The organism is Falsiroseomonas sp. E2-1-a4 (genome assembly GCF_051433165.1).
Lineage (GTDB): Bacteria > Pseudomonadota > Alphaproteobacteria > Acetobacterales > Acetobacteraceae > Falsiroseomonas.
Window position 1 is genome coordinate 41,331 of sequence record NZ_JBHMFS010000011.1, and the last position, 22,608, is coordinate 63,938.

The 22,608-nt window shown below is 72.0% G+C and carries 22 protein-coding genes; 15 read left to right on the forward strand and 7 right to left on the reverse strand.

What is annotated here, in order from left to right; all coding sequences use genetic code 11:
• The first annotated feature begins 40 nt into the window (after nt 1–40).
• Nucleotides 41–778, forward strand: coding sequence for a class I SAM-dependent methyltransferase (locus ACFHNC_RS13560; protein ID WP_437169752.1), 738 nt, complete (start codon nt 41–43; stop codon nt 776–778).
• On the opposite strand, the gene ACFHNC_RS13565 is transcribed toward ACFHNC_RS13560, so the two are convergent.
• The 5 genes from ACFHNC_RS13565 to ACFHNC_RS13585 all read right to left on the reverse strand — a co-directional run bounded on the left by ACFHNC_RS13565 (nt 762) and on the right by ACFHNC_RS13585 (nt 3,517).
• The gene (locus tag ACFHNC_RS13565; RefSeq protein ID WP_437169753.1) at nt 762–1,769 is read right to left on the reverse strand and encodes a Bug family tripartite tricarboxylate transporter substrate binding protein; all 1,008 of its coding nucleotides are present in this window, start codon (nt 1,767–1,769) and stop codon (nt 762–764) included. The genes ACFHNC_RS13560 and ACFHNC_RS13565 overlap by 17 nt on opposite strands.
• 174 nt (nt 1,770–1,943) lie before the next feature.
• On the reverse strand, nt 1,944–2,306 hold the full coding sequence (locus ACFHNC_RS13570; RefSeq protein ID WP_437169754.1) for a Rieske (2Fe-2S) protein: 363 nt from the start codon (nt 2,304–2,306) through the stop codon (nt 1,944–1,946).
• Nucleotides 2,303–2,788 carry a GFA family protein gene (locus ACFHNC_RS13575; RefSeq protein ID WP_437169755.1) on the reverse strand — a complete coding sequence of 162 codons (486 nt, stop codon included), beginning with the start codon at nt 2,786–2,788 and terminating at the stop codon, nt 2,303–2,305. Before ACFHNC_RS13575 ends, ACFHNC_RS13570 begins: the two co-directional genes overlap by 4 nt.
• 1 nt (nt 2,789) lies before the next feature.
• Nucleotides 2,790–3,227, reverse strand: coding sequence for an EVE domain-containing protein (locus ACFHNC_RS13580; protein ID WP_437169756.1), 438 nt, complete (start codon nt 3,225–3,227; stop codon nt 2,790–2,792).
• Nucleotides 3,227–3,517, reverse strand: coding sequence for a YciI family protein (locus ACFHNC_RS13585; protein WP_437169757.1), 291 nt, complete (start codon nt 3,515–3,517; stop codon nt 3,227–3,229). Before ACFHNC_RS13585 ends, ACFHNC_RS13580 begins: the two co-directional genes overlap by 1 nt.
• A 92-nt stretch (nt 3,518–3,609) precedes the next feature.
• Between ACFHNC_RS13585 and ACFHNC_RS13590 the strand changes: the two genes are divergently transcribed.
• The 7 genes from ACFHNC_RS13590 (at nt 3,610) to ccmI (ending at nt 9,145) form a co-directional block, all read left to right on the forward strand.
• On the forward strand, nt 3,610–4,410 hold the full coding sequence (locus ACFHNC_RS13590; RefSeq protein ID WP_437169758.1) for a heme ABC transporter permease: 801 nt from the start codon (nt 3,610–3,612) through the stop codon (nt 4,408–4,410).
• Nucleotides 4,411–4,558: 148 nt separating this feature from the next.
• A complete protein-coding gene (locus ACFHNC_RS13595) occupies nt 4,559–4,705 on the forward strand; it encodes a hypothetical protein (RefSeq protein ID WP_437169759.1) in 147 nt (48 codons plus the stop codon).
• On the forward strand, nt 4,702–5,220 hold the full coding sequence (gene ccmE / locus ACFHNC_RS13600) for a cytochrome c maturation protein CcmE (RefSeq protein WP_437169760.1): 519 nt from the start codon (nt 4,702–4,704) through the stop codon (nt 5,218–5,220). The genes ACFHNC_RS13595 and ccmE overlap by 4 nt, the downstream gene beginning before the upstream one ends.
• Nucleotides 5,217–7,193, forward strand: coding sequence for a heme lyase CcmF/NrfE family subunit (locus ACFHNC_RS13605; RefSeq protein WP_437169761.1), 1,977 nt, complete (start codon nt 5,217–5,219; stop codon nt 7,191–7,193). Before ccmE ends, ACFHNC_RS13605 begins: the two co-directional genes overlap by 4 nt.
• Complete coding sequence (locus tag ACFHNC_RS13610) at nt 7,190–7,753, forward strand: DsbE family thiol:disulfide interchange protein (protein ID WP_437169762.1); 564 nt, start codon at nt 7,190–7,192, stop codon at nt 7,751–7,753. The genes ACFHNC_RS13605 and ACFHNC_RS13610 overlap by 4 nt, the downstream gene beginning before the upstream one ends.
• A 127-nt stretch (nt 7,754–7,880) precedes the next feature.
• Nucleotides 7,881–8,351, forward strand: a complete 471-nt coding sequence (locus tag ACFHNC_RS13615; RefSeq protein WP_437169763.1) for a cytochrome c-type biogenesis protein — start codon at nt 7,881–7,883, stop codon at nt 8,349–8,351.
• Nucleotides 8,348–9,145: a c-type cytochrome biogenesis protein CcmI gene (ccmI, locus tag ACFHNC_RS13620; protein ID WP_437169764.1), complete on the forward strand. Its 798-nt coding sequence runs from the start codon at nt 8,348–8,350 to the stop codon at nt 9,143–9,145. Before ACFHNC_RS13615 ends, ccmI begins: the two co-directional genes overlap by 4 nt.
• A 59-nt stretch (nt 9,146–9,204) precedes the next feature.
• On the opposite strand, the gene ACFHNC_RS13625 is transcribed toward ccmI, so the two are convergent.
• Together ACFHNC_RS13625 and ACFHNC_RS13630 are read right to left on the reverse strand one after the other, a co-directional pair.
• Nucleotides 9,205–11,289, reverse strand: coding sequence for a YjbH domain-containing protein (locus ACFHNC_RS13625; protein ID WP_437169765.1), 2,085 nt, complete (start codon nt 11,287–11,289; stop codon nt 9,205–9,207).
• Nucleotides 11,290–11,516: 227 nt separating this feature from the next.
• Nucleotides 11,517–14,228, reverse strand: coding sequence for an SLBB domain-containing protein (locus ACFHNC_RS13630; RefSeq protein ID WP_437169766.1), 2,712 nt, complete (start codon nt 14,226–14,228; stop codon nt 11,517–11,519).
• A gap of 40 nt (nt 14,229–14,268) precedes the next feature.
• Between ACFHNC_RS13630 and ACFHNC_RS13635 the strand changes: the two genes are divergently transcribed.
• The 7 genes from ACFHNC_RS13635 to ACFHNC_RS13665 all read left to right on the forward strand — a co-directional run bounded on the left by ACFHNC_RS13635 (nt 14,269) and on the right by ACFHNC_RS13665 (nt 22,605).
• Nucleotides 14,269–16,104 carry a heparinase II/III domain-containing protein gene (locus ACFHNC_RS13635; RefSeq protein ID WP_437169767.1) on the forward strand — a complete coding sequence of 612 codons (1,836 nt, stop codon included), beginning with the start codon at nt 14,269–14,271 and terminating at the stop codon, nt 16,102–16,104.
• Entirely contained in the window at nt 16,104–16,982 is an 879-nt protein-coding gene (locus ACFHNC_RS13640) for a hypothetical protein (RefSeq protein WP_437169768.1), read from the forward strand. Before ACFHNC_RS13635 ends, ACFHNC_RS13640 begins: the two co-directional genes overlap by 1 nt.
• A complete protein-coding gene (locus ACFHNC_RS13645) occupies nt 16,979–18,166 on the forward strand; it encodes an O-antigen ligase family protein (RefSeq protein ID WP_437169769.1) in 1,188 nt (395 codons plus the stop codon). The genes ACFHNC_RS13640 and ACFHNC_RS13645 overlap by 4 nt, the downstream gene beginning before the upstream one ends.
• The gene (locus tag ACFHNC_RS13650; protein WP_437169770.1) at nt 18,159–18,794 is read left to right on the forward strand and encodes a sugar transferase; all 636 of its coding nucleotides are present in this window, start codon (nt 18,159–18,161) and stop codon (nt 18,792–18,794) included. Before ACFHNC_RS13645 ends, ACFHNC_RS13650 begins: the two co-directional genes overlap by 8 nt.
• 91 nt (nt 18,795–18,885) lie before the next feature.
• Nucleotides 18,886–20,079: a DegT/DnrJ/EryC1/StrS family aminotransferase gene (locus ACFHNC_RS13655; protein ID WP_437169771.1), complete on the forward strand. Its 1,194-nt coding sequence runs from the start codon at nt 18,886–18,888 to the stop codon at nt 20,077–20,079.
• Nucleotides 20,066–21,400, forward strand: a complete 1,335-nt coding sequence (locus ACFHNC_RS13660) for a glycosyltransferase (RefSeq protein ID WP_437169772.1) — start codon at nt 20,066–20,068, stop codon at nt 21,398–21,400. Before ACFHNC_RS13655 ends, ACFHNC_RS13660 begins: the two co-directional genes overlap by 14 nt.
• Nucleotides 21,397–22,605, forward strand: a complete 1,209-nt coding sequence (locus ACFHNC_RS13665) for a glycosyltransferase (protein WP_437169773.1) — start codon at nt 21,397–21,399, stop codon at nt 22,603–22,605. The genes ACFHNC_RS13660 and ACFHNC_RS13665 overlap by 4 nt, the downstream gene beginning before the upstream one ends.
• Nucleotides 22,606–22,608: the final 3 nt, after the last annotated feature.

Genomic DNA, 22,608 nt, shown 5'->3' on the forward strand with positions numbered 1-22,608 from the left:
TGGGGCACGCGGCATTGCGCTGCGTCAACCGGCAGGAAGGATGACTATGGAGGATGGCTGGCGCGACTCGGCCGCGGCCTGGATCGCGAGCCAGGGCGAGGCCGGCGATTACGGCCGTCGCTTCGTGCTGGATGCGCCGATGCTGGCGCGGGTGGATGCGGCGCCGGCCCGCCTGGCGCTCGATGTCGGCTGCGGTGAGGGCCGCTTCTGCCGGATTCTGCGCGCCCGCGGCATTGCAGCGATCGGCCTCGACCCGACGGAGGCGCTGCTGGATGAGGCCCGGATGCGCGATCCGCAGGGCGATTACCGGGCCGGGCGGGCAGAGTCGCTGCCGCTGCCGGATGGCACCTGCGACCTGGTGGTCAGCTATCTCAGCCTGATCGACATTCCGGACGCCGCCGCCGCCATCGCCGAGATGGCGCGCGTGCTGACCCCCGGCGGCCGCCTGCTGATTGCCAACCTCAACCCCTTCTTCACCGCCGGTATGCCGGCGGGCTGGGTGCGGCAGGATGGCGAAGAAGCGCATTTCGCCATCGACCACTACCTGGAGGAGCGCGCTGAATGGGTCGGCTGGCGCGGCATCTGCATCCGCAACTGGCACCGGCCGCTGAGCCAGTACATGGGCCTGCTGCTGGGCCAGGGCCTGGTGCTGTCGCATTTCGCCGAACCCACCGCGGCGCCGGGCGGCGACCCGCACGCGGCGGCGCGCTACCGCCGCGTACCCTATTTCCACATCATGGAATGGCGGAAGCCGGGCGCTGTCAGCTCCCCGCCGTGATCCCCCGTTCCCGCGCAATGGCGGCGAAGGTGGTGATGGTGCTGTCGAACTGTGCGCCGAACGCGCTGGCGCCGAGGCCGGAGGGGGTGAAGCCCAGTCCGGCCAGCCTTTCCCGTATCTCCGGCTGGGCCAGGATGGCGCGGATGGCCTGGTCCAGCCGCTCCGTCGCGGCCACCTGGGTGCCGGTGGGGGCGAACAGCCCGATCCAGGTATCCTGCACGAAGCCCGGCGCGATGCTCTCCCCGGCCGTCGGCACCTCCGGCAAGGCGGGCGGCCGTGCGGCGCTGGTGACGAACAAGGGCAGCAGCGTGCGATCGCGCGCATGCGGCACGCCGGCAGAGAAGGTCACCACGCCGACATCGATGTTTCCCGCCAGCAGGTCCTGCAGAACCGGCCCGCCGCCGCGATAGGGCACATGCTCCACAAGCAGCCCACCGGCGGCGCGCAGCAGCAATTCGCTGGTCAGGTGCTGGGAGGCGCCGATCCCCGGCACGCCGACATTCAGCGCCCCCGGCCGCGCCCGGGCGGCGGCGGCGAAATCCTGGATGGTCTTCAGGCCGGAGCGCGGATGGGTGAAGAAGCCATGCTCCGCCGTGACGATCTGGGAAAGTGGCCGCAGCGCGTGGCGGACAGATGGCGCGCCGGTCACGGGCACCGCCTCGGTCGCGGCGAAGGTGTCGTTGGCCAGCAGCAGCGTGTGGCCATCCGCCGCGGCACGGGCCGCAGCCTGGCCGCCGACGCGGCCGGAGGCGCCGCCGGTATTCTCGATGACGATGGGCTGGCCAAGCTCGGCGCTGAGCGCCTGCTGGATGGCGCGCGCCAGCACATCCACCGCGCCGCCGGGCGGCCAGGGCACGATCAGGCGGATGGGGCGGTCCGGGTAGCTCGACTGGGCGCTGGACTGGGCGCGGGCGATGGCCGGGGCGCTGGCGAAGGCGAGCGTCTTCAACAGAAGGCGCCGGCGCAGGCGGCCGGCAGGGGCGGAAGTCATGCGGTATCTCCGAGGGTCAGGGGCGGGTAGGGCGATGGCCTGGAGAGGGGCGACATCGCGCACCGGACGGAGGAAGGACGTTGTTCATGGAAGTTTTTTCCACGAATGCGGCCGTGCCTGTCAACAAGAAGAAAATTAATCTCCTGACCGCCGCCCAAAGGGCAATCGTCGCCGCTACAGCCCGGCGCCCGCTGGCACGATCACGCGCCCTTCCGCATCCACCCGCGCCGGCACCGATTCGAGGCTCTCGCCATAGCAGGGGCCGGAGGTGCATTCGCCATCCTCGATCCGGAACCGCGCGCCATGGGCGGAACAGACGATGGCGCTGCGCTTCGAATCGAGGAATCGGTGTGGCGCCGGGTCCAGCGGCAGGCCGATATGCGGGCAGGAATTCACATAGACGAAGACCTGGCCGCCCCGACGAATGGCGAACAGCCCGGTGAAGGCGCCCGCCGCCGGGGTGAAGCCGCGGCTTTCGCCATCCGGGATCTCCTCCAGCCGGCACAGCACCCGTTCATCGGCCGAAACCTCGCTCATGTCTCCAGCCCCAGCCGAGCATGCCATTCGGCGATGCTCTCTTTGGGATAGGCGCGGTGGCGGCGGTCGCCCTCCGCGAAGCAGGGTTCCACCCAATTCGCCTTGGAGCCCAGCAGCAGGTGGGTGTGCTCCGGCGGCACCGGCAGCTTCGTGTCGATGGCGGAGGCGAAGGGGTGCACCAGCTCCGGCCAGCGCGGGTCGAACAGCCACAGCGCGCTGCCGCATTCGGCGCAGAAATGGCGCTGGCCGGGGCTTTTGCGGGCGCGCTGGCCCGGCTCCCGAAGCCGCGCCTGATACACCTTCAGATGCTTGGCGCCGCGCACCTTCAGCGTCGCCATCTCAGCCGAGAGGTTGATGGTGTAGCCGCCGCCCCCCTGGGTCTTGCGGCAGATCGAGCAGTAGCAGCGCTGGTATGGGTAGGGATGCGCACTCTCGCACCTGAACCCCACCTTGCCGCAATGGCACGAGCCTTCCAGCCGCATCCTACTTGCCCTTCCAGCCGCCCAGCTTGCTCAGCTTCTTCCAGTGCTCCGCCGAGACCGGCATGACCGAAAGCCGCGACATCCGCACCAGGGCGAATTCGGCGAAATCCGGGTCCGCCTTGATCTCGGCCAGCGTCACCGGCTTCGGCATCGGCCCCACCGCCTTCATGTCGACGCAGACCCAGCCGCCCTTGGTGCCCGGCTCCACGGATGGGTCGGGGTAGGCTTCCTTCGCCACCTCGACCACGCCGACAATCTCCTTGCCGATGTTGGAGTGGTAGAAAAAGGCCAGGTCGCCCTGCTTCATGGCCGCGAGGTTGCGCTTGGCCATGTGGTTCCGCACGCCGGTCCAGGGTTCGGTGCCGTTCGCCACCTGCTGGTCCCAGGAAAACGCGTCCGGCTCCGATTTCACCAACCAGTACTGGCGTGCGGGGGGCATCAGACCATCGCCCCGTCCTTGAAGACCATGCGGAACGGCCGCACCTGCACCGTCTCGAACAGTCCGGCCTTGGCGTAGGGGTCGCCGGCGGCGAAGGCCTCCGCCGCGGCCTGGTCCTCGGCTTCCACCACCAGCAGGCTGCCGCAGGGCTTGCCCTCGGCGTCCAGCACCGGGCCGACGACGACGAAATTGGCCATCTTGGACTTCAGGTATTCCAGATGCGTCGGCCGCGTGGCCATGCGGAGTTCCAGGGAATTCGGCTTGTCGGTGCAGGTGATGGCGAACAGCATGGACGTCTCCCGGCGGCGTTGTTGCAAGATTCAGACGTAACGCCCCCAGGCGATGGCTTCAATCCGGGGCGAAGCACCCTTACTCTAGAGGTGTGGACGCCAGACCCCTCACGCCCCGCAAAGCGGGCCAGCCCCTCACCGCCCCACCAGCGCGGTCCCTGCACCGATTCGCCAATCCGGGGCAGTTCCTGCGCTGGACCGGGCGGATCATGCCCTGGCTCTGGGCGCTGGCGCTCGGCGTCACCGCCTGGGGCACGATCTGGGCGCTGGGCTTCGCGCCGGCCGATTGGCAGCAGGGCGAGACCGTCCGCATCATGTATGTCCATGTGCCGATGGCCTGGCTGGCCATGGGCGGGTATCTGGGCCTCGGCATCCTGTCCCTGATGTCGCTGATCTGGCGGCACCCGCTGGCGGATCTCTCGGCGCGGGAGCTTTCGCCCGTGGGTGCGGCCATCACCGCGCTCTGCCTGGCCACCGGCAGCCTGTGGGGCAAGCCGATGTGGGGCACCTGGTGGGTGTGGGATGCGCGGCTGACCAGCGTGCTGGTGCTGTTCTTCCTCTGGCTCGGCCACGCCGCGCTGGTGCGCGCCTTCGACGAGACCGATCGGGGCGCGCGGGCCGGCGCCATCCTGGCGCTGGTCGGGCTGGTGAACCTGCCGGTCGTGAAATTTTCCGTCGACTGGTGGAACACCCTGCACCAGCCGGCCAGCGTCACCCGGCTGGATGCGCCGGGGATGCATGTGGACATGCTGTACCCGCTGCTGGTCTGCACGCTCGGCTTCTCCCTGCTGCTGGCCGCGGTGGTCCTGGCCCGCACCCGGGCCGCGGTGATGGAACGCCGCATCTGGGCGCTGGAGACAGCCCGCGCCCGGCGCGCGGATGTCGCGGCATGAATTTTGTTTTCCCTCAGACGTGCCGCAGGCACGCCAGTGGCGTGACGGGCGGAAACCTCCGGTTTCCTTGGCTTCGCCGCATAAGCGGCGGGCCGCATTCGCGGCCTCAGCCCGGTCAGCAGACCGATCCGCAGTCTTGGATTGATCCATGACAAGCCATTGGATTCACATCACGCTATCCTGGACCGGCACCCTGGCCGCGTTTGGCGGCCTGGCGATTGCCGCCGTGCTGCGGCAGCGGCAGGCGGTGGTGAAACTGAAGCGCCTCGACCCCCGGGGTGAGAGAGAGACATGACCCGCAAGCGCCGTCGCCTCTGGATCCTGTTGCTCTGTGGCATTGGCGTGGGCAGCGCCACCGCCCTGACCCTGACCGCCTTCCAGGACAACATCGTCTTCTTCCGCTCCCCATCCGACATCATCGCCGAGCGCCCGGCGCCGGAGCGGTCCTTCCGCCTCGGCGGGCTGGTCGAGGCAGGCAGCGTGGAGCGTGAGCAGGCCGCCACCGGGGAAAGGCCGACCATCCGCTTCCGCGTGACGGATGGCGCCAACACCATCCCCGTCACCTATCAGGGCGTGCTGCCGGACCTGTTCCGGGAGGGTCAGGGCGTGGTCACCGCCGGCCGCTTCGGCACGGACGGCATGTTCCGCGCGACCGAGGTGCTGGCGCGCCACGATGAAACCTACATGCCGCCCGAGGTCGCGGATGCGCTGAAACGCGCCGGCCATTGGCAGCCCGAGCAGGGCACGCCGCCGCCAGCCGCCACCTGGAACACGATGCAGCCGACGCGGGTGGGGGGCAGCGGCTCATGATTGCGGAACTCGGCCATTTCGCCCTGGCGCTGGCGATGATCCTGGCGCTCGCGCAATCCGTCCTGCCGCTGCTCGGCGCCGAAATGCGCAACGGGCGGATGATGGCGACGGGCGCGCCGCTGGCGCTCGGCCAATGCGTGGCGATTGCCACCGCTTTTGCCTGCCTGATGTATTCCTACGCGATCAACGACACGACGGTGGTGAACGTCGTGCAGAACAGCCATTCGGCCAAGCCGATGCTGTACAAGATCACCGGCACCTGGGGGAATCACGAGGGTTCCCTGGTGCTCTGGATCATGATTTTGGGGATCTGCGGCGCGGCCGTTTCCGCCTTCGGGCGGGAATTGCCGACGGCGCTGCGTGCGCGCGTGCTGGGCGTGCTGGGGCTGATCTCGCTCGGCTTCCTCGCCTTCACCATCAAGACCTCGAACCCCTTCGAGCGCGTCTGGCCGCCGGCGCTGGATGGCGAGGGGCTGAACCCGATCCTGCAGGATATTGGCCTCGCACTGCATCCGCCGCTGCTCTATCTCGGCTACGTCGGCTACGCCGTGACCTTCGCCTTCGCCATCGCCGCCCTGATCGAGGGCCGCGTTGACGCCGCCTGGGGCCGCTGGGTGCGGCCCTGGTCGCTGGCCGCCTGGTCCTTCCTGACCATGGGCATCGCGCTGGGGTCCTGGTGGGCCTATTACGAGCTGGGCTGGGGCGGCTACTGGTTCTGGGACCCGGTCGAGAACGCCTCGCTGCTGCCCTGGCTGATTGGCACGGCGTTGCTGCACTCCGCCATCGTGGTGGAGAAGCGAGAGGCGCTGAAAACCTGGACCATCCTGCTGGCGATCATCGCCTTCGGCATGTCGCTGCTCGGCACCTTCCTGGTGCGCTCGGGCGTCCTGAACAGCGTCCATTCCTTTGCCAATGACCCGGAGCGCGGGTTGTTCATCCTCGGCCTGCTGATGTTCTACCTGGCTGGCGCCTTCCTGCTGTTCGCCTTCCGGGCGCGGGCGATGATCCCGACCGGAGTCTTCGCGCCCGTCTCCCGCGAAGGTGCGATCGTGCTGAACAATCTCCTGATCTGCTCGATCACCGCGGTGGTTTTCGTCGGCACGCTGTGGCCGCTGTTTGCCGATGCGCTGTTCGGCAGCAAGGTTTCCGTCGGCCCGCCCTTCTTCAATGCGGCAAGCTTCCCGCTGGTGGTGCCGCTGCTGCTGGCGATGGCGGCGGGGCCGCTGATGCCGTGGAAGCGGGCGCAGTTTTTTCCAGTTGTGATGAAGCTCTGGTGGGTCGCTGTCATCGGCTTTGCCGCCTTCTTCGTGGCCCTGCTGGCCTCCGGCCAGCGCGTGCTGCCGGCGGTAGGCTTCGCCTTTGCGGCCTGGGTCGTGGGTGCCGCCTTCGCCGATATCGCCGACCGGACCGCGCTGTTCCGCACGAATCTCGGCAATGCCTGGAGCCGTGCGAAGGGCCTGCCGCGCGCGGCCTGGGGGGCGGCCATCGCCCATGCCGGCATCGGCATCACCGCGGCGGGCATCGCCGGCATGGGGCTGGCGCAGGAACGGCTCGTCTCCCTGGCGGCCGGCGAATCCACCACGATGGCTGGCTATGAATGGCGCCTCGATGCCGTGCGGGATGAGGTCGGCCCGAACTGGACCGCGCGCCGCGCCTACATCACCGTGCTGCGCGACGGCCAGGAGCTACGCGTGATGACCCCCGCACGCCGCTACTTCCCCGTGGCACGCATGCACACCACGGAAGTCGCCATCCACACCAACCTGATGGCCGACCTCTACGCCGTGGTGGGGGAGGAGGAGGCGGCGACCGGCCGCGCCGTGGTCCGCGTGCATTACAATCTGCTGGCGCCGTGGATCTGGATCGGCGCCGGCATCATGTCGCTCGGCGCCGCGCTGTCCCTGGCGGACCGGCGGGTGCGGGTGTCCGCGCCCAATCGCGGGGCCGTCCGCAACCCGACGGTGCGGGCATGACGCCCACCTCCCGCCGCCTGCTGCTGGCCGCGCCGTTTGCCATCGCGGCGGCGGGCGGTGTCGGCTTCTACACCGCGCTCGATCGCCAGCGCAGGGGTGCCTACAACCCGCGCGGCGTGCCCTCCGCCCTGATCGGCCAGGCGCCGCCGGATTTCACCCTGCCGGCGCTGCCGGACTCGGGCGTCGAGCCTTTCGGCGCGGCCGATCTGCGTGGCATCGGCCGGCCGGTGTTGGTGAATTTCTGGGCGAGCTGGTGCGTGCCCTGCATCATCGAACACCCGCAACTGATGCGCCTTTCGCGCGAGGGCGTGCCGGTGTTCGGCATTGCCTACAAGGACAAGGCGCCCGACAGCCTTCAGTTCATCCGCCGCCACGGCAACCCGTTCAATCGCCTGGCACAGGACATGCCCGGCCGCGTCGCCATTGATTGGGGCGTCTTCGGGGTGCCGGAGACCTATCTGCTGGATGCGCAGGGCATCATCCGCTGGCGCTATGCCGGCCCCATCACCGACGAAGTGTTGGAACAGGACCTTCGCATCCTGCTGCGCCGACATGCGTAAATCTTGCCCTCAAACGGCGGGCGGCGGCTCAGCCGCCTTGCCTTCGCGCCTTGCACGGACGTGCCGAGCCGCACAGTGGGTCTGGGCGCGGCGCGCCTTCGCGCGCTCGGCCCGCTTTGCGGTCCGCATGTTGTTCTGTTTGCTACTGCTGGCGCCCCTTTCAGCCGCCGCTGTCACCAGCCCCGGCGACATGCTGCCCGATCAGGCGCTGGAAGACCGCGCCCGCACGCTGGGTCGCGAGATTCGCTGCATGGTCTGCCAGAACCAGTCGATCGAGGACAGCGAGGTCGGCCTGGCCCGCGACCTGCGCCTGCTGGTGCGCGAACGCATCACCGCCGGCGACAGCGACCGGGAGGTGAAGAGTTTCCTGCACGCCCGCTACGGCGATTTCGTGCTGCTGCGGCCGCCCTTCGCCTGGAACACGCTCATCCTGTGGGCCACGCCGCTGGTGGCGCTGCTGGTGGGCTTCGGGCTGATCCTGCTGGCCCGCCGCGGCACCGCCACCACGCCACCCCCCGCGCCCCTGAACGCGGAAGAACAGCGCCGCCTCGCCGAGATCAATGCGGCGCTCAAGCTGAAGGACGGAACCAAGGCGTGATCTGGCTTTTGCTCGGCGGCCTTGCGGTGTTCGCCTTGGCGCCGCTTGCCTGGATGTTGATCCGCCCCGCCCGCCTGCGCGGCCGGGCGGAGGCGGATCTCGCCTTGTACCGGGCGCAGCTTGACGAGCTGGACCGGGAATTGGAGACCGGGCGCCTCGATGCCGCACAGCACCAGGCGGCGCGGCTGGAGGTGCAGCGCCGCATCCTGGCCGCACCGGGCGATGCCAGGGATATCGAGGCACCCGGCCGCACCCCGGCGCTGCTCGCCGCCCTGGTCTTCCTGCTGCCGGCCGCGGCGCTCGGCCTGTATATGGTGCGCGGCACGCCGGACATGCCCGCGGTGCCCTTCGAGGAACGCCAGCGGATGGCGGAGGCGGAGAACCTGATGCTGGAGACGCTGCGCTCACGCGTCGCCGCGCTGGACCCGGCCAGCGAGACGGGCCGCCAGGGCCAGATCCTGCTCGGCAATGCCGAACGGTCCCGCGGCCGCCTGGCCGAGGCCGCCACCGCCTACCGCGTCGCGCTGGATGCGCGCTTCGATGCACAGCTCGCCGGGGACCTGGCGGAGCTGGAGATCGAGCGCGGCGAACACGCCGCCGCCGCCGCGCTGATCGCCCGCGCGCTTGGCTCCGCGCCGCAGGAGCCGCGGTTGCGCTTCCTGTCCGGCCTGGCGGAAGCGCGTGCCGGCCGGGCGGAGAATGCCCGCCGCATCTGGCAAGCCCTGCTGTCCGAGGCGCCACCCGGGGCACCCTGGCGCAGCGTGGTGGAGCGGCAACTGCAGACGCTGCCGTAGGGTTGGCCCGGTCGCATTTTCCGAGTCGTCAGGCGAAGCCGCCTGACTTGAAAATGCTCCTACCTGAGAAAATCCCGAAACCCATCCTGCAGCGCCCGGCTCCGCCCCTCCCGCGTCACCTCCCACAGCGGGTTGTCCACCGAAAGCCGGGCGCCGCCATCGCGCGTCACGCTTCGCACCACCACAGGCGCCACGGTCCGCGTCTCGATCCCGAATACATCGAGCGGGATGCGGATGAAGATGCCGCGGTCGAAGCTGCCCTCGCCGAACTTGCTGAAGGGCACGTCGGTCAGTGTGGCGAAGCCGCCGATCTCGATGCCGCTGGCAAAGCGCCGGCCGAGCTCCACCGTGCCGCCCCAATCCCCCGCCAGATACCGCCCGGCGCGAGCCACGCCATACAGGTTGAACCAGGGCAGGTCGGCATAGGCCGAGACATGGCCGGTGGTCACCTGATAGTCCCGAACGCCGAATTGCTGGTCGTAATCCCGCTGCGCCACCCGCGCGACATCCACGCCCAGCGCCCAGGGCCGGTCATGCGGCCGCCACAGCACCTCCGCCGAGATGCCGGCGAACATTGGCTCCAGATACCCCGCGGTGACCCGGCCAAACAGGTCCGGCCCCAACGCCCTTATGCCTTCGCCATACAGCGCCGGGATCGCCGTCTGCCCCTCCCGCGCATAGCGCGCCACGTCGGAGCGCACGCGCGGCAGCACGCTGTCGGAGGGCGGCGCATCGGCCAGATTGCCGACCAGGGCACGCGAAAGGCTGCCCGCGATGGCCAAACCCTGCCCGATCTCCCACCGCCCGCCGACCACGGCGGCGGCCTGCCAGCGCACGGTGCGGGAGGGATCGCCAAGCAAAAGGGAGAATTGCGGCTCCGCGCCCCAGGACAATCCGGCGCCGCCGGCCATCAGCCCGAAGCGATCGGCACCCACCGGCTCCAGCGTGCTGGCGAAAAACACTTCCTCCGCACTGCCGTCGCCACGGCTGGCGGCCTCCATCGCACGCCGTGGCAGCGTCAGCCGCGCCACCTCCACCCCGGCCTGGCGCCAGGACAGGCGCAGCCGTTCCACCTCACCCGGCAGATGTGGCTGCACCGCGCGCAGCACCCGCCCCGCGGCGCCTGCCAGCCGGCGCTGCCGGCCGCCCGCCACGGCAATCCGCGCCTCCGCCCCCACAATCTCCACCGCCACCGGGCGGAAACCGGCCTGGCGCAGCGCGTTCCGCACCGCCTCCTCCGGCGCCGGGGCCGCCGCCGGGCGCGGGCCGAGGGCGGGTAGCCTCTCAAGCTCCGGCACCCTGTCCGGGTCGAAGCGGGCGGAAATCCGGAACAGCAGGTCCGTGCCATGCACCCAGTCCAGCCCGGCATCGAGCCAGCCATTCGACCAGTGCAGCCCGTAATTCACGCGGCTGCGCGCCTCGCCCCGCAACCCGGTGGTCCGCGCCGGCCAGCCGCCACGTTCGTCGCGCAGCGCATCGCCGGAATACTCGACCTTGGCGCGCAAACCCTCGACGCCGCCAAACGGCGTCCACACCTCCGGCAGCGAATATTCCAGCCCGCCGAAAACCGCCGCCTGCTCGCCGCGAAAGAAGGGAATGGTGTTGATCGAACCACCCTGGCCCACATCACGCGGTCGATCCTCGAACCGCGGCGATACGGCCGTCAGCGGATTGCCGAAATCATCCCCGGTGCCCAGCCGCCCCCAGCCCACTCCGACCGTCGCATCCCAGCGCCCGAACCGCTTGGACGCCACGACATACTCGCCCGAATACAACCCGGTTCCGATGAAATCCTGCAACCCGATCGCCAAGGCCGGCGCCCAATCCGATTCCGCCACCAGCCGCAGCTTCACATCGAAGGACCGATCCGTGGTCATCCCGGCGCCCCGGGTCCCATCCAACCGCTCCGCCACCCGGAACGTCGTCTCCAGCCACGGCAAGGCCTGCCAATTGATGAAATGAAACCGCCGCTGATGCCGCAACGACGACCCCGCCTCCACCACCCCATCCGGCCGAAACCGCGCATTCCGCATCTCGATGAGCCCAACCCCGCCATAATTCGACCCGGTCCCCGGCACCTCCTCCGCCACGGCGATGGCGGGCAGGAACAGCGTGAGGAGAAGGGCGGCGCGGGTGGTTCGCAAGGAGGGCTCTGCCCTCCCTGCACCCTCCCGCCAGGAGGCAGTGGCCTCCTGGACCACGGGGTCTTTGAGCAGGAGAGGAGAGGGGGCCGCAGCAAGCGCTTGTTCCGCGGTACCGCTTGCCCCCTCTCCACTCCTGCTCATGATTCGAGGGTTCCAAGGGGCCACTGCCCCTTGGCAGGGGGTGCAGGGGGACAGCGTCCCCCTGCAATCACCCACGCCCCCCTCCCTCAACGCAGCTCCCGCGCGATCACGGCCAGGGCGGCGGAGGAGATGGTGACTTGGCTCAGCACCTGGGTCAGGTCGCGGATGAAGCCCCAGGTTTCGTAGGGGGAGGGGTCTTGCGGCACGACGACCAGGCTGCCGGGTGGGATGGGTGGGCCGCCGGACTGCCAGCCTGAGAGTCCCGCTGGGGCGGCCTGGCCGTTCGGCAGCACGACGAAGGCGCGGCCGGTATCGGCGAAGCGTTGTGCGCCGCCGGCGGCACGGGCGTAGTCGTTGGCGCGCCAGCCGGAGCGGAATTGCAGGCTGCCCGGGTTCAGCACGGCGCCGACGACGGTGACTTCGTTGGGGCGTTTCGGAATGACGATCAGGTCGCCGGGTTCCAGCAGCACGTCGCGGTCCGGGTGGGCGGCGAGTTGCACCGGGTCTGCCTCCACCACCATGCGACCGGCGGCCTGGGCCTGGCGGAGGGAGGCGGCGAGTTCGCGCCCGGCGGTGATGGCGCTGCCCACATCCACGCCCTGCGCGCGCCCGCCCGCCACCGCCTGCCCGGCCGCGACCTGGACCAGGGAGGTTTCGAGGTCTCGTGCGGCGCGTGCGAAGCCTTCCTGCTGGCGGCGGCGCACGCTGTCGCGGGTGAAGACGGCGCCGTAGGGGTAGGCCTGGGGGGTCAGCCCGCCGGCGCGGGCCAGCAATTCGGACAGGCGTTCGCCGCGACGGATGTCATAGCTGCCGGGACGCACGGCTTCGCCTGCCAGCACCACCGGCCCGCTTTCACGGTCGGAGAAGCCGCGCGGCACGCGCAGCACGTCGCGCGGTGAAAGCCGCACCGCCCGGAAGTTGCGGGACCGCAAATCCAGCAGCAGGCGGGTCAGCGGCTGCGCGCCGGCCTGGTCCACGGGTTCGCGCGCCAGCTCCACGGCGGACAGGTCGGCGCCATCGGTGGCGCCGCCGGCAGCGGCCAGCAGCAGGTCGAGCCCGGTATCGTCCAGCAGCGGGAACAGGCCGGGCTGGCGCACTTCGCCGCTCAGCAGCACGGCCGAGTCCAGCAGGAAGCCCAGAAGCTGCGGGTAGTCGAGGAACAGCTGCGGGCAGGCCGGCGCGCCGATATCCGGGAAGCCGGCACCGCGCGCATGGGCGAAGCGGGCGGGGGCGCTGCGGCTGGCGATGGCGAGCTGGGTCAGCGCCGCGCAGGCTGTCTCCTGCGGCGCTTCGCCGCGCAGTGCGCGCTGCACGGGCGGGCTGGCGAGCCAGGCGATGTCGGCATTGCCGAGCACGATCACCTCATCGCCCTCGGTCAGCGGCAGGTCGGTGGTGCCTTCCAGGGTGCGGGCCAGGTCGAAGGGCACGAAGTGGCGGCCGCGCGTCGCCGGGTCCAGCCGCAGGATGACGGACAGGCGCGGATAGGGGTCCGGCCGCACCAGCCGGGCGTCGCGCAGCAGCGATCGCAGCGTGGCGCCGCCGCGGCCGATCGCGCGGGTGACGGGGGCGGAGACGTGGCCGGCCAGGCGCAACTGGTTCGCCACCACATCGGCGCCTGGCTGCACCAGCACGCTGTCGCCGCGGCGCACGGCATCGCGCGGGCCGATTTCGGCGAAGCTGCGGCCACCGCCGGCTTCCGTGCCCTGCACCAGGAAGCGGTTGCCGGCCGGGCGCAGCGGGTCTCCGGCCAGGCGCAGCAGGGTGGCCAGCGGCGCACTGGTGGCGCGGGCGGGCAGTTCGTAGATGCCCGGGCGCGTCACCTGCCCGGCCACCGCGACCACGCTGCCGAGCGGCGGCACGATGATGCGCTCCCCCTCGCGCAGCGCCAGATCCACCTCCGCGCCTTCGCCGGTGATGACCGTGTAGAGGTCGATGGTGCGGCGGCCATGCGGGCCTTCGACGCGAATGGCGCGCAGGCTGCCGGTGCGGCGCGGCCCGCCGGCCTGGGCCAGTGCATCGAGCACGGAGGACAGGGCGGTGACGGTCTGCATCCCTGGCCGCTGCACCTCGCCGGCCACGAAGATGGCGATCTGCCGCACCTGGCCCACGGACAGGAAGACTTCGGTGCCCGGCATGTCCCGCGCGACGCGAGCTTCGAGGTCCGCGCGCAGCGCGCCGAGGGTGCGGCCGGCGGCGGGAATAGGCGGCAGGTCGGGGGTCAGGATGGTGCCGTCGCGTTGCACCCGCAGGTTCAGCGTGGCGCGGGTGCGGCCGCGGAGCGCCAGGACCAGCTCATCCTCCCGCCCGATGAGGTAGTTCTCCGGCAGGGCGCCGGATTGGCTGGGGGCGCGGCTGGTGCTGGTGAAGCTGTCATAGCCGAATTGCCGCAGCGCCAGGCCGAGGCGTTCGGCGAAGAAGATCTCGGTATGGGACAGCGGCTCCGCCGTGGCGCCACCCGCCAGCGGCGCGGCGGCTGCGGTGCCAGGCGGGGCGGCACCAGGCGTGGCGGTGCCAGGCGGGTTGGGAAAGGCGGGGGCGCTGGGTGCGGGCAGCGGGCCGCCGGGGGGGCGCCCGGTGGCGGCGTCGCGCATGCGTTGCAGAATGTCCTGCTGCACCGACTGCGGCAGGGTCGGCACTGGAAGCCCGCCGGGCAGCAGGGAGGGCAGGGAGGGCGGCGCCAGCGCGGCGCCTTCGGAGCCGGGTCCGGAGAATTGCGCGCGCGCGGGTGCATTGGCCGCCAGCAGGCCCAGAAGCAGGCCGAAACGGCCACAAAATTTCAACCCCAGGATGAATTGCATTTTCATTGTTCAGCCTGGGTGTAGCATAAGCATGTGATTCATGTCTGACCAACTCCCATTCAATCCTGAACAGGACGCCTGGGTTGTAACCGCGCCGGACCGCATCCGCGCCGGGGGCCGGCTCGGCCGTCTGTGGCTGATGGCGGATGCGGCCTGGCGGCTGGGTGCCCGGCCGGTGGGGCTGATGCTGCTGCACCGGGCCAGCCTGGCCGCCGGCCTGCCGCAGCGCCGCCTGGCCGATGCCGCCGCCCCGGAAGGCCGCTTCCTGCCCATCAAGGCCCCGCCCGCCCCGGCACTGCCCGCGACGATGGTGTCCCGGCTGCGGGAAGCCGCCGCCGCCCTGCCCGCGCGACCGGACTGGCATGGCGGGCACGACCCCACCGCCCCCGCGATTGGGCTGGACCTGTTCGCAGGCGGCGACGTCCGCCCGGTCTGGGAGGTCAGCCGATTCGCCGATGTACTGCTGCTGGCCCAGGCCGCGCGGATCGACCCCGGCGGCGGCCATCTGGCGCGGGCGGAGGCGCGCCTGGTTGCCTGGTGCGCCGCCAACCCCGCATTCCGCGGCCCGGCCTGGGCCTGCGGCCAGGAAGCCGCGCTGCGGGCGCTGTCCCTGGCGCTGGCGCTGGCGCTGCTGGATGCGGACCGCAACCCGCCACCGGCCGCGCGGGCCTTGCTGGCGCTGTGCGAGCGCCGCATCGCCGCGACGCCGGCCTATGCCGCGGCGCAGGACAACAACCACGCCATCTCCGAACCCGCCGGCGCCTTCGCCTGCGCGCTGCTGCGGCGGGATGCGACCGCGGCAGACCGGGCGTCGCGGCATCTGGCAGCGGCGTTGGCGCGGCTGGTGGCGCCGGATGGCGGCTTCGCGCAGGTCTCGGCCGGCTATGCGCGGCTGGCGCTGGATGTGCTGTCCATCACGGAGTGGCTGCGCCGCCGCCATGGCGCGCCGGAATTCCCCGCCCCGCTCGCCGCCCGCGCCGCCGCGCTGGCCGGCTGGCTGCACCGGGTGGTGGCGCCGGAGGATGGCAGCGGCCCGGCGCTCGGGGTGGAGGATGGCTCCGCCTTCGCCGATCTCGGCCTGCATGGGCCCTTGGATGCGCGCGGTAGCGTCGAACGGGCGGCGCGGATCTTCGCCGGGGCCGGCACCGACCTGCCGGAGGATGCGGGCTGCGCCTGGCTCGGCCTGCCCACCCCCGCAGCGCGGCTGCGGCGCCCGGCGCGCTGGCGGGCGGAAGGCAGCCAGGGCTGGGCGGCCGGTGGCGCCACCGCCCTGCTGCGGACCGGGCCGCTGCGCTTCCGCCCGACCCAGCCGGACCTTTTGCATGTGACGCTGCGCGATGGGCCGCGGACGGTGCTGCGCGATGGCGGCACAGGTGCCTACAACCCGGCCGCCCCCTGGTGGTGGCCGGCACTCGCCAGCGGCGCCGCGCACAACGCCGTGCTGTTCGACGAGGCCGAGCCGATGCCGCGCCTCGGCCGCTTCCTGTTCGCCCGCTGGCCGCGGCTGCGCGACCTGCCGGATGGCGCTGCACGGCGGGATGCCGCCGGGCACCATCATGCCCGCCGCGTGCAGGTGGAGGGCCGGTGCTGGAGCGTGACGGATGATCTGGACGGCCGTTTCCGCATCGCCACCCTGCGCTGGCGGCTGCCGGATGGCGATTGGCGCCTGCGCGGTGAGATGGCGGAGGATGGCCGGCTGCAATTGCGGATCGAGACTGATGCCGCCCCCGGCGCGCTGGCCCTGGCGCTGGAGCGTGGCTGGCACAGCCCCGCCTATGGCGCCATCGCGCCCTGCCCGGTGCTGTGCGTGACCGTGCGCGCCCCGGTCTCCCGGCTTGTCACCACCATCACGCTGCCTGCCGTGGGTCCGGCCTGATGCCGCTGGAAAAGCTGACCCTTCGCCTGTGGCAGTGGCGTGGGCGGGTGCTGCTGCTGGCGCTGCTGCTGTTCGGCACCGGCGCCTTTACGGTGTTCGGCCTGCCGCGCAGCTTCGTGGCGGAGGCGGTGGTGGCGCCCTCGGAGACGACGGGCATCGCCACCTCCTCCCTCCTCTCGGTCTCACCCGCCATATCCGGCCTGCTGGACCCGCGCCCGGCTGGCAATTTCGCCATCTATCTCGGCGCGCTGCGCTCCGCCGAGGCGGCGATGCGGCTGGTGGAGGCGACGCCGCTGCTGGCGGTGCTGGCGGAGCGCCGCGCCGCCGGCCCGATGGGTACACTGCGCCAGGCGCTCGGCCTGCAGCGGGAGATGGATCTGGACGATGCGCGCAATTGGCTGGCGCGCAACCTGGCGGTGACGCAGACGCTGGGCTCCGTTACCTGGACGCTGTCGCTGGCGCATCCGGATCGCGACCAGGCGCTGGCCACGCTGCGCCACCTGCACGCCTTCGCCGAGGCCAAGGTCCGCGCCGATCTGGAGGAGATGGCCCGTCGCCGCGTGGTGGCGCTGGAGGCGCGGCTGGCGCGGGAACAGGATCTTTACATCCGCCAGTCACTGTATGAGGTGCTGGCCCAACAACAGCGCGTCGGCCTAGTGGTGGCGGCGGATGAGGCGGTGGCGGCGCGGCTGGTCTCCGCACCCCTGGTCGAACAGCGCGCCTCCCTGCCCAACCGGTCCCTGCTGCTGCTGCTGCTGCTGGTGACGGCGCCGCTGGCGGCGCTGGCCATGGCCGCTGCCGCAATCCTGCTGTCCGGCCTGCGCCGCGCATCCGCGATGCCGCCTCGCGCCGCCTACCGGATGGAGCCCGCGGAATGACCGGCGGGCTGCTGGCCTGGCTCGCCGGGGCGCTGGCGGCCGTGCTGCATCTGGCCGGCGCGCTAAAGACCACGCCGGCCTTCTCGGCGCTGCCCTTCGATCTGACGCTAGCCAGCCTGGCGCTGCTGCTGCCGCTGCTGGCGCTGTTGCTGGTGACGAGGCGCTGGGCGGTGGCGCCCGCCTTGGCGCTGCCGGTGGCGGCGGCGGCGCTGCTGTGGCTGTGGCTGGTGGTGGCCGGAAGCTGGTCCGCCTCCCGCCTCATCCTTGTGCAGAAACTGCCGGAGGTGGCGATCGCGGCACCCCTGATGCTGGCCGCCGGGCTGCTGGTAGGGGCGGAGCCGGTGGCGCGGGCCGCGCTGTGCCGGGTGACGCTCGGCATCGGGCTGCTGCTGGGCCTGCTGGTCGGCTGGTCCGCCCTGGCGGGCTGGCAGGCGCAGGATGTGGCGCAAATGCGGGTGCACCATCAATTGGCCGGCCTCGCTTTGGCCACCGCGGCGGCGCTGGCGGCGGTGGAATCGCGCGGCCTGTGGCGGCTGGCCTGGCTGGCGGCGGTGCTGGGCCTCGGCGCCACCTCGCTGTTGCCCGGCGGGCGCACGGCGCTGGCCGCGCTGGTGCTCGGCGTGGCGCTGGCGCCGGCCTTGCGGCTCGGCCGCCAGGCCGGGTTGGCCTGGCTGCTGGCGGCGCTGGCGGTGCTGGCGCTGGGCGGCCTGTGGCTGTTGCTGAACCCCGGCCTGGCGGAGGGGCTGCGCACATTGGAACGCCTGACCTCGGAACCGGCGGGGCTGGAGGCGCGGCAGGGGCTGTGGCAGGCGGCGCTGGGCTGGGCTGGGCTGGCGGCGCCCTGGGGTCTTGGTACCGGGGGTTTCACCATCGCCGCCGGGCATGGCGAATGGCGCGGCCTGTACCCGCACAACCATGCGCTGGAGGCGCTGGCGGAGGGTGGGCTGCCGGGGCTGGTGCTGTGGCTTGGCGCCTTCGGCGGCGCGGCGCTGGCGATGCTGGCGCTGGCGCCGGGCGTGGCGCCGGCACGGCTGGCGCGGATTGCGGCGCTGGTGCTGCCGATGGCGATGACCATCCTGGTCTCCACCGACCTTGGCAATCGCATGGCGTGGTTCGCACTTGGCCTGGCGCTCAGCCTGGGGCTGACGCTGCGCGCGCCGGTGGCGAGACACGGCCATGTATGAACGCTTCGGCAAGCGATGGCTGGATGTGGCCGGCGCGCTGCTGCTGCTCGGGCTGCTGACACCGGTGATGCTGGCGGTGGCGCTGGCGGTGCGGCTGCGGCTGGGGGCGCCGGTGCTGTTCGTGCAGCCCCGCGCCGGGCGCGGCGGGCGGCCCTTCACCCTGCTGAAATTCCGCTCCATGGCGCCGGGCGCGGCGCCCGATGCCGAAAGGCTGACGGGCTTCGGCCGCAGGCTCCGCGCCAGCGGGCTGGATGAGCTGCCGCAACTGGTGAATGTGCTGCGCGGGGAGATGAGCCTGGTCGGGCCGCGGCCGCTGCCCCTGTCCTACCTGGCGCATTACTCGGCCCGCCAGGCGCAGGGGCTGCGGGTGCGGCCGGGGCTGGTGGGACCTGGGGTGGCAGCCGGGCGCAACGCCGTGGCCTGGCCGCAACGGCTGGAACTCGGCGCCGAATACGCCAGCGCCCCGCTGCGGCTGGACCGGGATGTGTGGCTGGCGCTGCGCAGCCTGTGGGTGCTGCTGCGCGGCCGGGGGGCCACGGCGCCTGGGCATGCCACCATGCCCGCCTTCGCCGCGCAGCCGCCCGGACCGCCGCGGCGCGACGCGTGCGGGCAGGTCTGGTTGCGTTAAGCTATCGTTGTACAGGGAATGCTTGATTTTTCGTTAATCAATCAACCATGATGGGAATCTAGAACGGTATAATTCAATCATCTGGTTCACGATGGCATTCCAGCACGCCTCCCCCGCCGCGGCTGCCGTACTGCCCTTCCCGGGCCGCCTCGCGCCGCCGCGGCTGGCGCTTTCCCCGCCGCATCTGGCAGGCACGGAGATCGAGGCGCTGCGCGCCACGCTGGACTCCGGCTGGCTCGCCCCCGCCGGGCCGGCACCCGCGGCCTTCGAGGCGGCGCTCGGCCAGACCACCGGCTTCGCCGCCAGCCTTGCCACTTCATCCGGCACCGCGGCGCTGCATCTGGGCTACCGGGTGCTTGGCGTGCAGCCGGGGGATGAGGTCTGGGCGCCGGCGCTGACCTTCGTCGCCACCGTGGCGCCGGCCGTGCAGATGGGCGCGGTGCCGCGTTTCCTGGACGTGACGCCCGCCGGCTGGGGCATGGACCCCGGCCTGCTGGCGCAGGAACTGGCCGCGGCGGCACGGCGCGGCAGGCTGCCGCGGGTGGTGGTGCCGGTGGATCTGTACGGCCAATGCTGCGAGCTGGATGCCATCATCGCCGCCTGCGACCGCTGGGGCGTGCCGGTGCTGTGCGACAGCGCCGCCGCCATGGGCGCGCAGCAGCGCGGCGGCCGCCATGCCGGGCATGGCGCGCGGCTGGCGGTGTATTCCTTCAACGGCAACAAGATCATCACCGCGGCCGGCGGCGGCGCGCTGGCCAGCGACGACCCGGCGCTGATCGCCCGCGCCCGGCATCTGGCGGGCCAGGCGAAGGAAGCGTGGCCGCATTACGAGCATGAGACCACCGGCTACGCCTATGGCATCTCCTCCGTCCTGGCGGCGATCGGCCTGGCGCAATTGCCGGCGCTGGAGGCGCGGGTGCAGCGCCGTCGCACCATCTTCGCAACCTATGTCGAGGCGCTGGCCGACCTGCCCGGCCTCGGCTTCATCGCCGAGCCTGGCTGGGGCCGTGCCAATCGCTGGCTGACCGTGCTGCGCGTGGACCCCGCCGGCTTCGGTGCGGACCGGGAACATCTGCGCCGGGCGCTGGAGGCGGCAGGGGTGGAAAGCCGCCCGGCCTGGAAGCCGCTGCATCTGCAGCCGGCATTCCGGGATGCGCCGAGGGCCGGCGGCGGCATCGCGGCGGCGCTGTTCGAGACCGGGCTGTGCCTGCCCTCCGGCAGCGGCATGGCACCGGCGGACCAGGACCGCGTGATCCAGGTGGTGCGCCAGCATGCACGCGCCTGAAGGCCGCCCTCCGGATGGCAGCGGGTGGCCGAGGGCGGGGCTTCGCATCCTGTACCTGCACCAGCATTTCTCCACCCCCAACGGCACCACCGCGACCCGCGCCTGGCACCATGCCAGCGCCCTGGCCGCCGCCGGGCACAGCGTGACGCTGGCCTGCGGGCGTTATGACGGGGCCATCACCGGCCTCGACGGACCCTTCCGGCGCGGCCGGCGCCAGGGCCGCGTCGGCGGGTTCGAGGTGGTGGAGTTCGACATTCGCTGCGGCAACAGCCAGGGCCTTGTCGCCCGCACCGGCGCCTTCCTGCGCTTCGCCGCAGCCGCCAGCCGGATGGCGCTGGGCAGGCGCTGGGACCTGGTCATTGCCTCCTCCACGCCGCTGACGGTGGCGATTCCGGCGCTGCTGGCGCGGCGGCTGCGCGGCACCCCCTTCATCTTCGAGATCCGCGACCCCTGGCCCGAACTGCCGGCGGCGCTGTCCCGGCGCGATGGGGCGGCCCGCCAGGGCGGGGCCGTGCCGCGCCCGGTGCTGCGGCTGATGGGCCTGCTGGCCAATGCCGCCTGCCGCGAGGCCGCCGCCGTGCTGGCCCTGACCGAGGGCATGGCCCGTGTCGCGCTGACGCGGGGCGCGGAGCCGGACCGGCTGCGCGTGCTGCCGCAGGGTGCCGACCTGGCGCTGTTCCATCCCGGCATCGCCCCCTGGCGACCGCCGGGCATCGCGGTGCAGGAATCGATGGCGGTCTATGCCGGGGCGCATGGCCGGGCGAATGGCCTGCACCAGCTGCTCGATGCCGCCGTCAGGCTGCGGCGCACCGGCCTGCATTTGGTGCTGGTGGGGGAAGGGTCGGAAAAGCCGGCGCTGATGGCGCGCGCCGCGGCCGAGCAGCTTCCCGTCACCTTCCTGGAGCCGATGCCGAAGGCGCATCTGGCCCGGCTGCTGGCGGCGGCGGAGATCGGGCTGCTCTGCCTGGCGCCAGTGCCGGAATTCGCCGAATGGACGGCGCCGAACAAGCTGGTGGAGGGGCTGGCCGCCGGCCTGCCGATGGTCACCAACGTGCCCGGCCGCGCGGCACGGCTGCTGGCCGAGGGCGGCTGCGGGCTGACGGTGCCGCCGGGCGATGCCGATGCGCTGGCCGCGGCGCTGCTGGCGCTGGCGACCGACCCGCCGCGCCGCCTGGCCATGGCGCGGGCCGCGCGCATCGTCGCGGAACGCCAATTCGATCAGCGGCGGATCGCCGCGCGGATGGTTGCGGTGGTGGAGGCGGTGGCCGGCCATCCGCCGCGCCGGGCGACCTGGCAGCATGACCAGGCGCGCGCCGGATGAGCGAACCATTGCTGCTGATGCTGTCCGCCGCGCACCCCGCCACGGATGTGCGGATCGTCGCCAAGGAAGGTGCCGCCCTGGCCGCAGCCGGCTTCCGGCTGCGCCATCTGGCGCCGCGCCTGTCCGGCCCCAACTCGACCGGCCCCCATTCAACCGGCGCCGTGCCCGAAAGTCTGCATGGCGTGGCGCTGGAGACCTTCCCCGCGCCGCGCGGCTGGGCCGGGCGGCTGCGCGGCATCCCGGCGCTGGCACGCCGCGCCGCGGCGCTGCGGCCGGCGGTGATCCACGCGCATGAGCCGGATAGCTGGCTCGCCGCACTGCTCGCGGCACGGCGCTGCGGCGCGCTTGTGGTGCTGGATGTGCACGAACACTATCCCTCCCGCCTCGACCCCGCCCTGCCGGCAGTGCTGCGGCCGCTGGTGGCACCACTGGCACGGGCGGCGATGCGGCTCGCCTGCCGGGTGATGGCGGCGCGGGCGGATGCGGTGGTGCTGGCGAAGGACGGGCTGGCGGCGGATTTCGCCTCGGCACGGCGCAGCATTGCGGTGCGGAACTATGCGACGCCGGTGGAGGTCACGCCCCGCCTGCACGCCGCCGGGCCGCCGGTTCTGCTGCATCTGGGGGCGCTGACCGCCAGCCGTGGCGCGCTGCTGCTGCCGGCGCTGCTGGCGCGACTGCCGGGCGCCCGGCTGCGGCTGGTCGGCCGCTTCACCGATGGTAGCGAGGCCGAATTCTGGGACCGCGCCAGGGCGCTCGGCGTCGCTGGGCGGATCGAGGCGCTGGGCTGGATGGAGCGGGAGGCGGCGCTGCGTGTGGCGGCGGAGTGCGACATCGGCCTGGTGCTGTTCCAGCCGGGGGTCGAGAACCATCGCCTGGCGCTGCCGCACAAGCTGTTCGACTGCATGCTGGCCGGCCTGCCGGTGATCGTGCCCGATTTCGCCGAGGAAGTCTGCGCCGTGGTGCGGGAGGCCGATTGCGGCCTGGCGGTGGATGTGGCCGAGGTGCCGCGCATTGCGGAGGCTGTGCGCGTGCTGGCCGACCCGGCTCTGCGCGCGGCGCTGGGGGCGCGTGGCCGCCAGGCGGCGCTGCGCCGCTTCGGCTGGGCGGCGGAGGCAGCGCGGCTGGTGCGGCTGTATCGCGGGTTGCTGGCGGAGGCCGTGCCCGCAACCCCCGCATCGGCGGAGCCCGTGCGGCTATCTGGTTGAAAG

Coding starts and splice junctions, on each gene's coding strand:
- ACFHNC_RS13665 (WP_437169773.1), top strand. CDS start 21,397: ATGAGCGAACCATTGCTGCTGATGCTGTCCGCCGCGCACCCCGCCACG.
- ACFHNC_RS13605 (WP_437169761.1), top strand. CDS start 5,217: ATGATTGCGGAACTCGGCCATTTCGCCCTGGCGCTGGCGATGATCCTG.
- ACFHNC_RS13580 (WP_437169756.1), bottom strand. CDS start 3,227: ATGCCCCCCGCACGCCAGTACTGGTTGGTGAAATCGGAGCCGGACGCG.
- ACFHNC_RS13575 (WP_437169755.1), bottom strand. CDS start 2,788: ATGCGGCTGGAAGGCTCGTGCCATTGCGGCAAGGTGGGGTTCAGGTGC.
- ACFHNC_RS13630 (WP_437169766.1), bottom strand. CDS start 14,228: ATGCAATTCATCCTGGGGTTGAAATTTTGTGGCCGTTTCGGCCTGCTT.
- ccmE (WP_437169760.1), top strand. CDS start 4,702: ATGACCCGCAAGCGCCGTCGCCTCTGGATCCTGTTGCTCTGTGGCATT.
- ACFHNC_RS13635 (WP_437169767.1), top strand. CDS start 14,269: ATGTCTGACCAACTCCCATTCAATCCTGAACAGGACGCCTGGGTTGTA.
- ACFHNC_RS13660 (WP_437169772.1), top strand. CDS start 20,066: ATGCACGCGCCTGAAGGCCGCCCTCCGGATGGCAGCGGGTGGCCGAGG.
- ACFHNC_RS13655 (WP_437169771.1), top strand. CDS start 18,886: ATGGCATTCCAGCACGCCTCCCCCGCCGCGGCTGCCGTACTGCCCTTC.
- ACFHNC_RS13640 (WP_437169768.1), top strand. CDS start 16,104: ATGCCGCTGGAAAAGCTGACCCTTCGCCTGTGGCAGTGGCGTGGGCGG.
- ACFHNC_RS13610 (WP_437169762.1), top strand. CDS start 7,190: ATGACGCCCACCTCCCGCCGCCTGCTGCTGGCCGCGCCGTTTGCCATC.
- ACFHNC_RS13560 (WP_437169752.1), top strand. CDS start 41: ATGACTATGGAGGATGGCTGGCGCGACTCGGCCGCGGCCTGGATCGCG.
- ACFHNC_RS13645 (WP_437169769.1), top strand. CDS start 16,979: ATGACCGGCGGGCTGCTGGCCTGGCTCGCCGGGGCGCTGGCGGCCGTG.
- ACFHNC_RS13585 (WP_437169757.1), bottom strand. CDS start 3,517: ATGCTGTTCGCCATCACCTGCACCGACAAGCCGAATTCCCTGGAACTC.
- ACFHNC_RS13615 (WP_437169763.1), top strand. CDS start 7,881: ATGTTGTTCTGTTTGCTACTGCTGGCGCCCCTTTCAGCCGCCGCTGTC.
- ACFHNC_RS13595 (WP_437169759.1), top strand. CDS start 4,559: ATGACAAGCCATTGGATTCACATCACGCTATCCTGGACCGGCACCCTG.
- ACFHNC_RS13565 (WP_437169753.1), bottom strand. CDS start 1,769: ATGACTTCCGCCCCTGCCGGCCGCCTGCGCCGGCGCCTTCTGTTGAAG.
- ACFHNC_RS13570 (WP_437169754.1), bottom strand. CDS start 2,306: ATGAGCGAGGTTTCGGCCGATGAACGGGTGCTGTGCCGGCTGGAGGAG.
- ACFHNC_RS13650 (WP_437169770.1), top strand. CDS start 18,159: ATGTATGAACGCTTCGGCAAGCGATGGCTGGATGTGGCCGGCGCGCTG.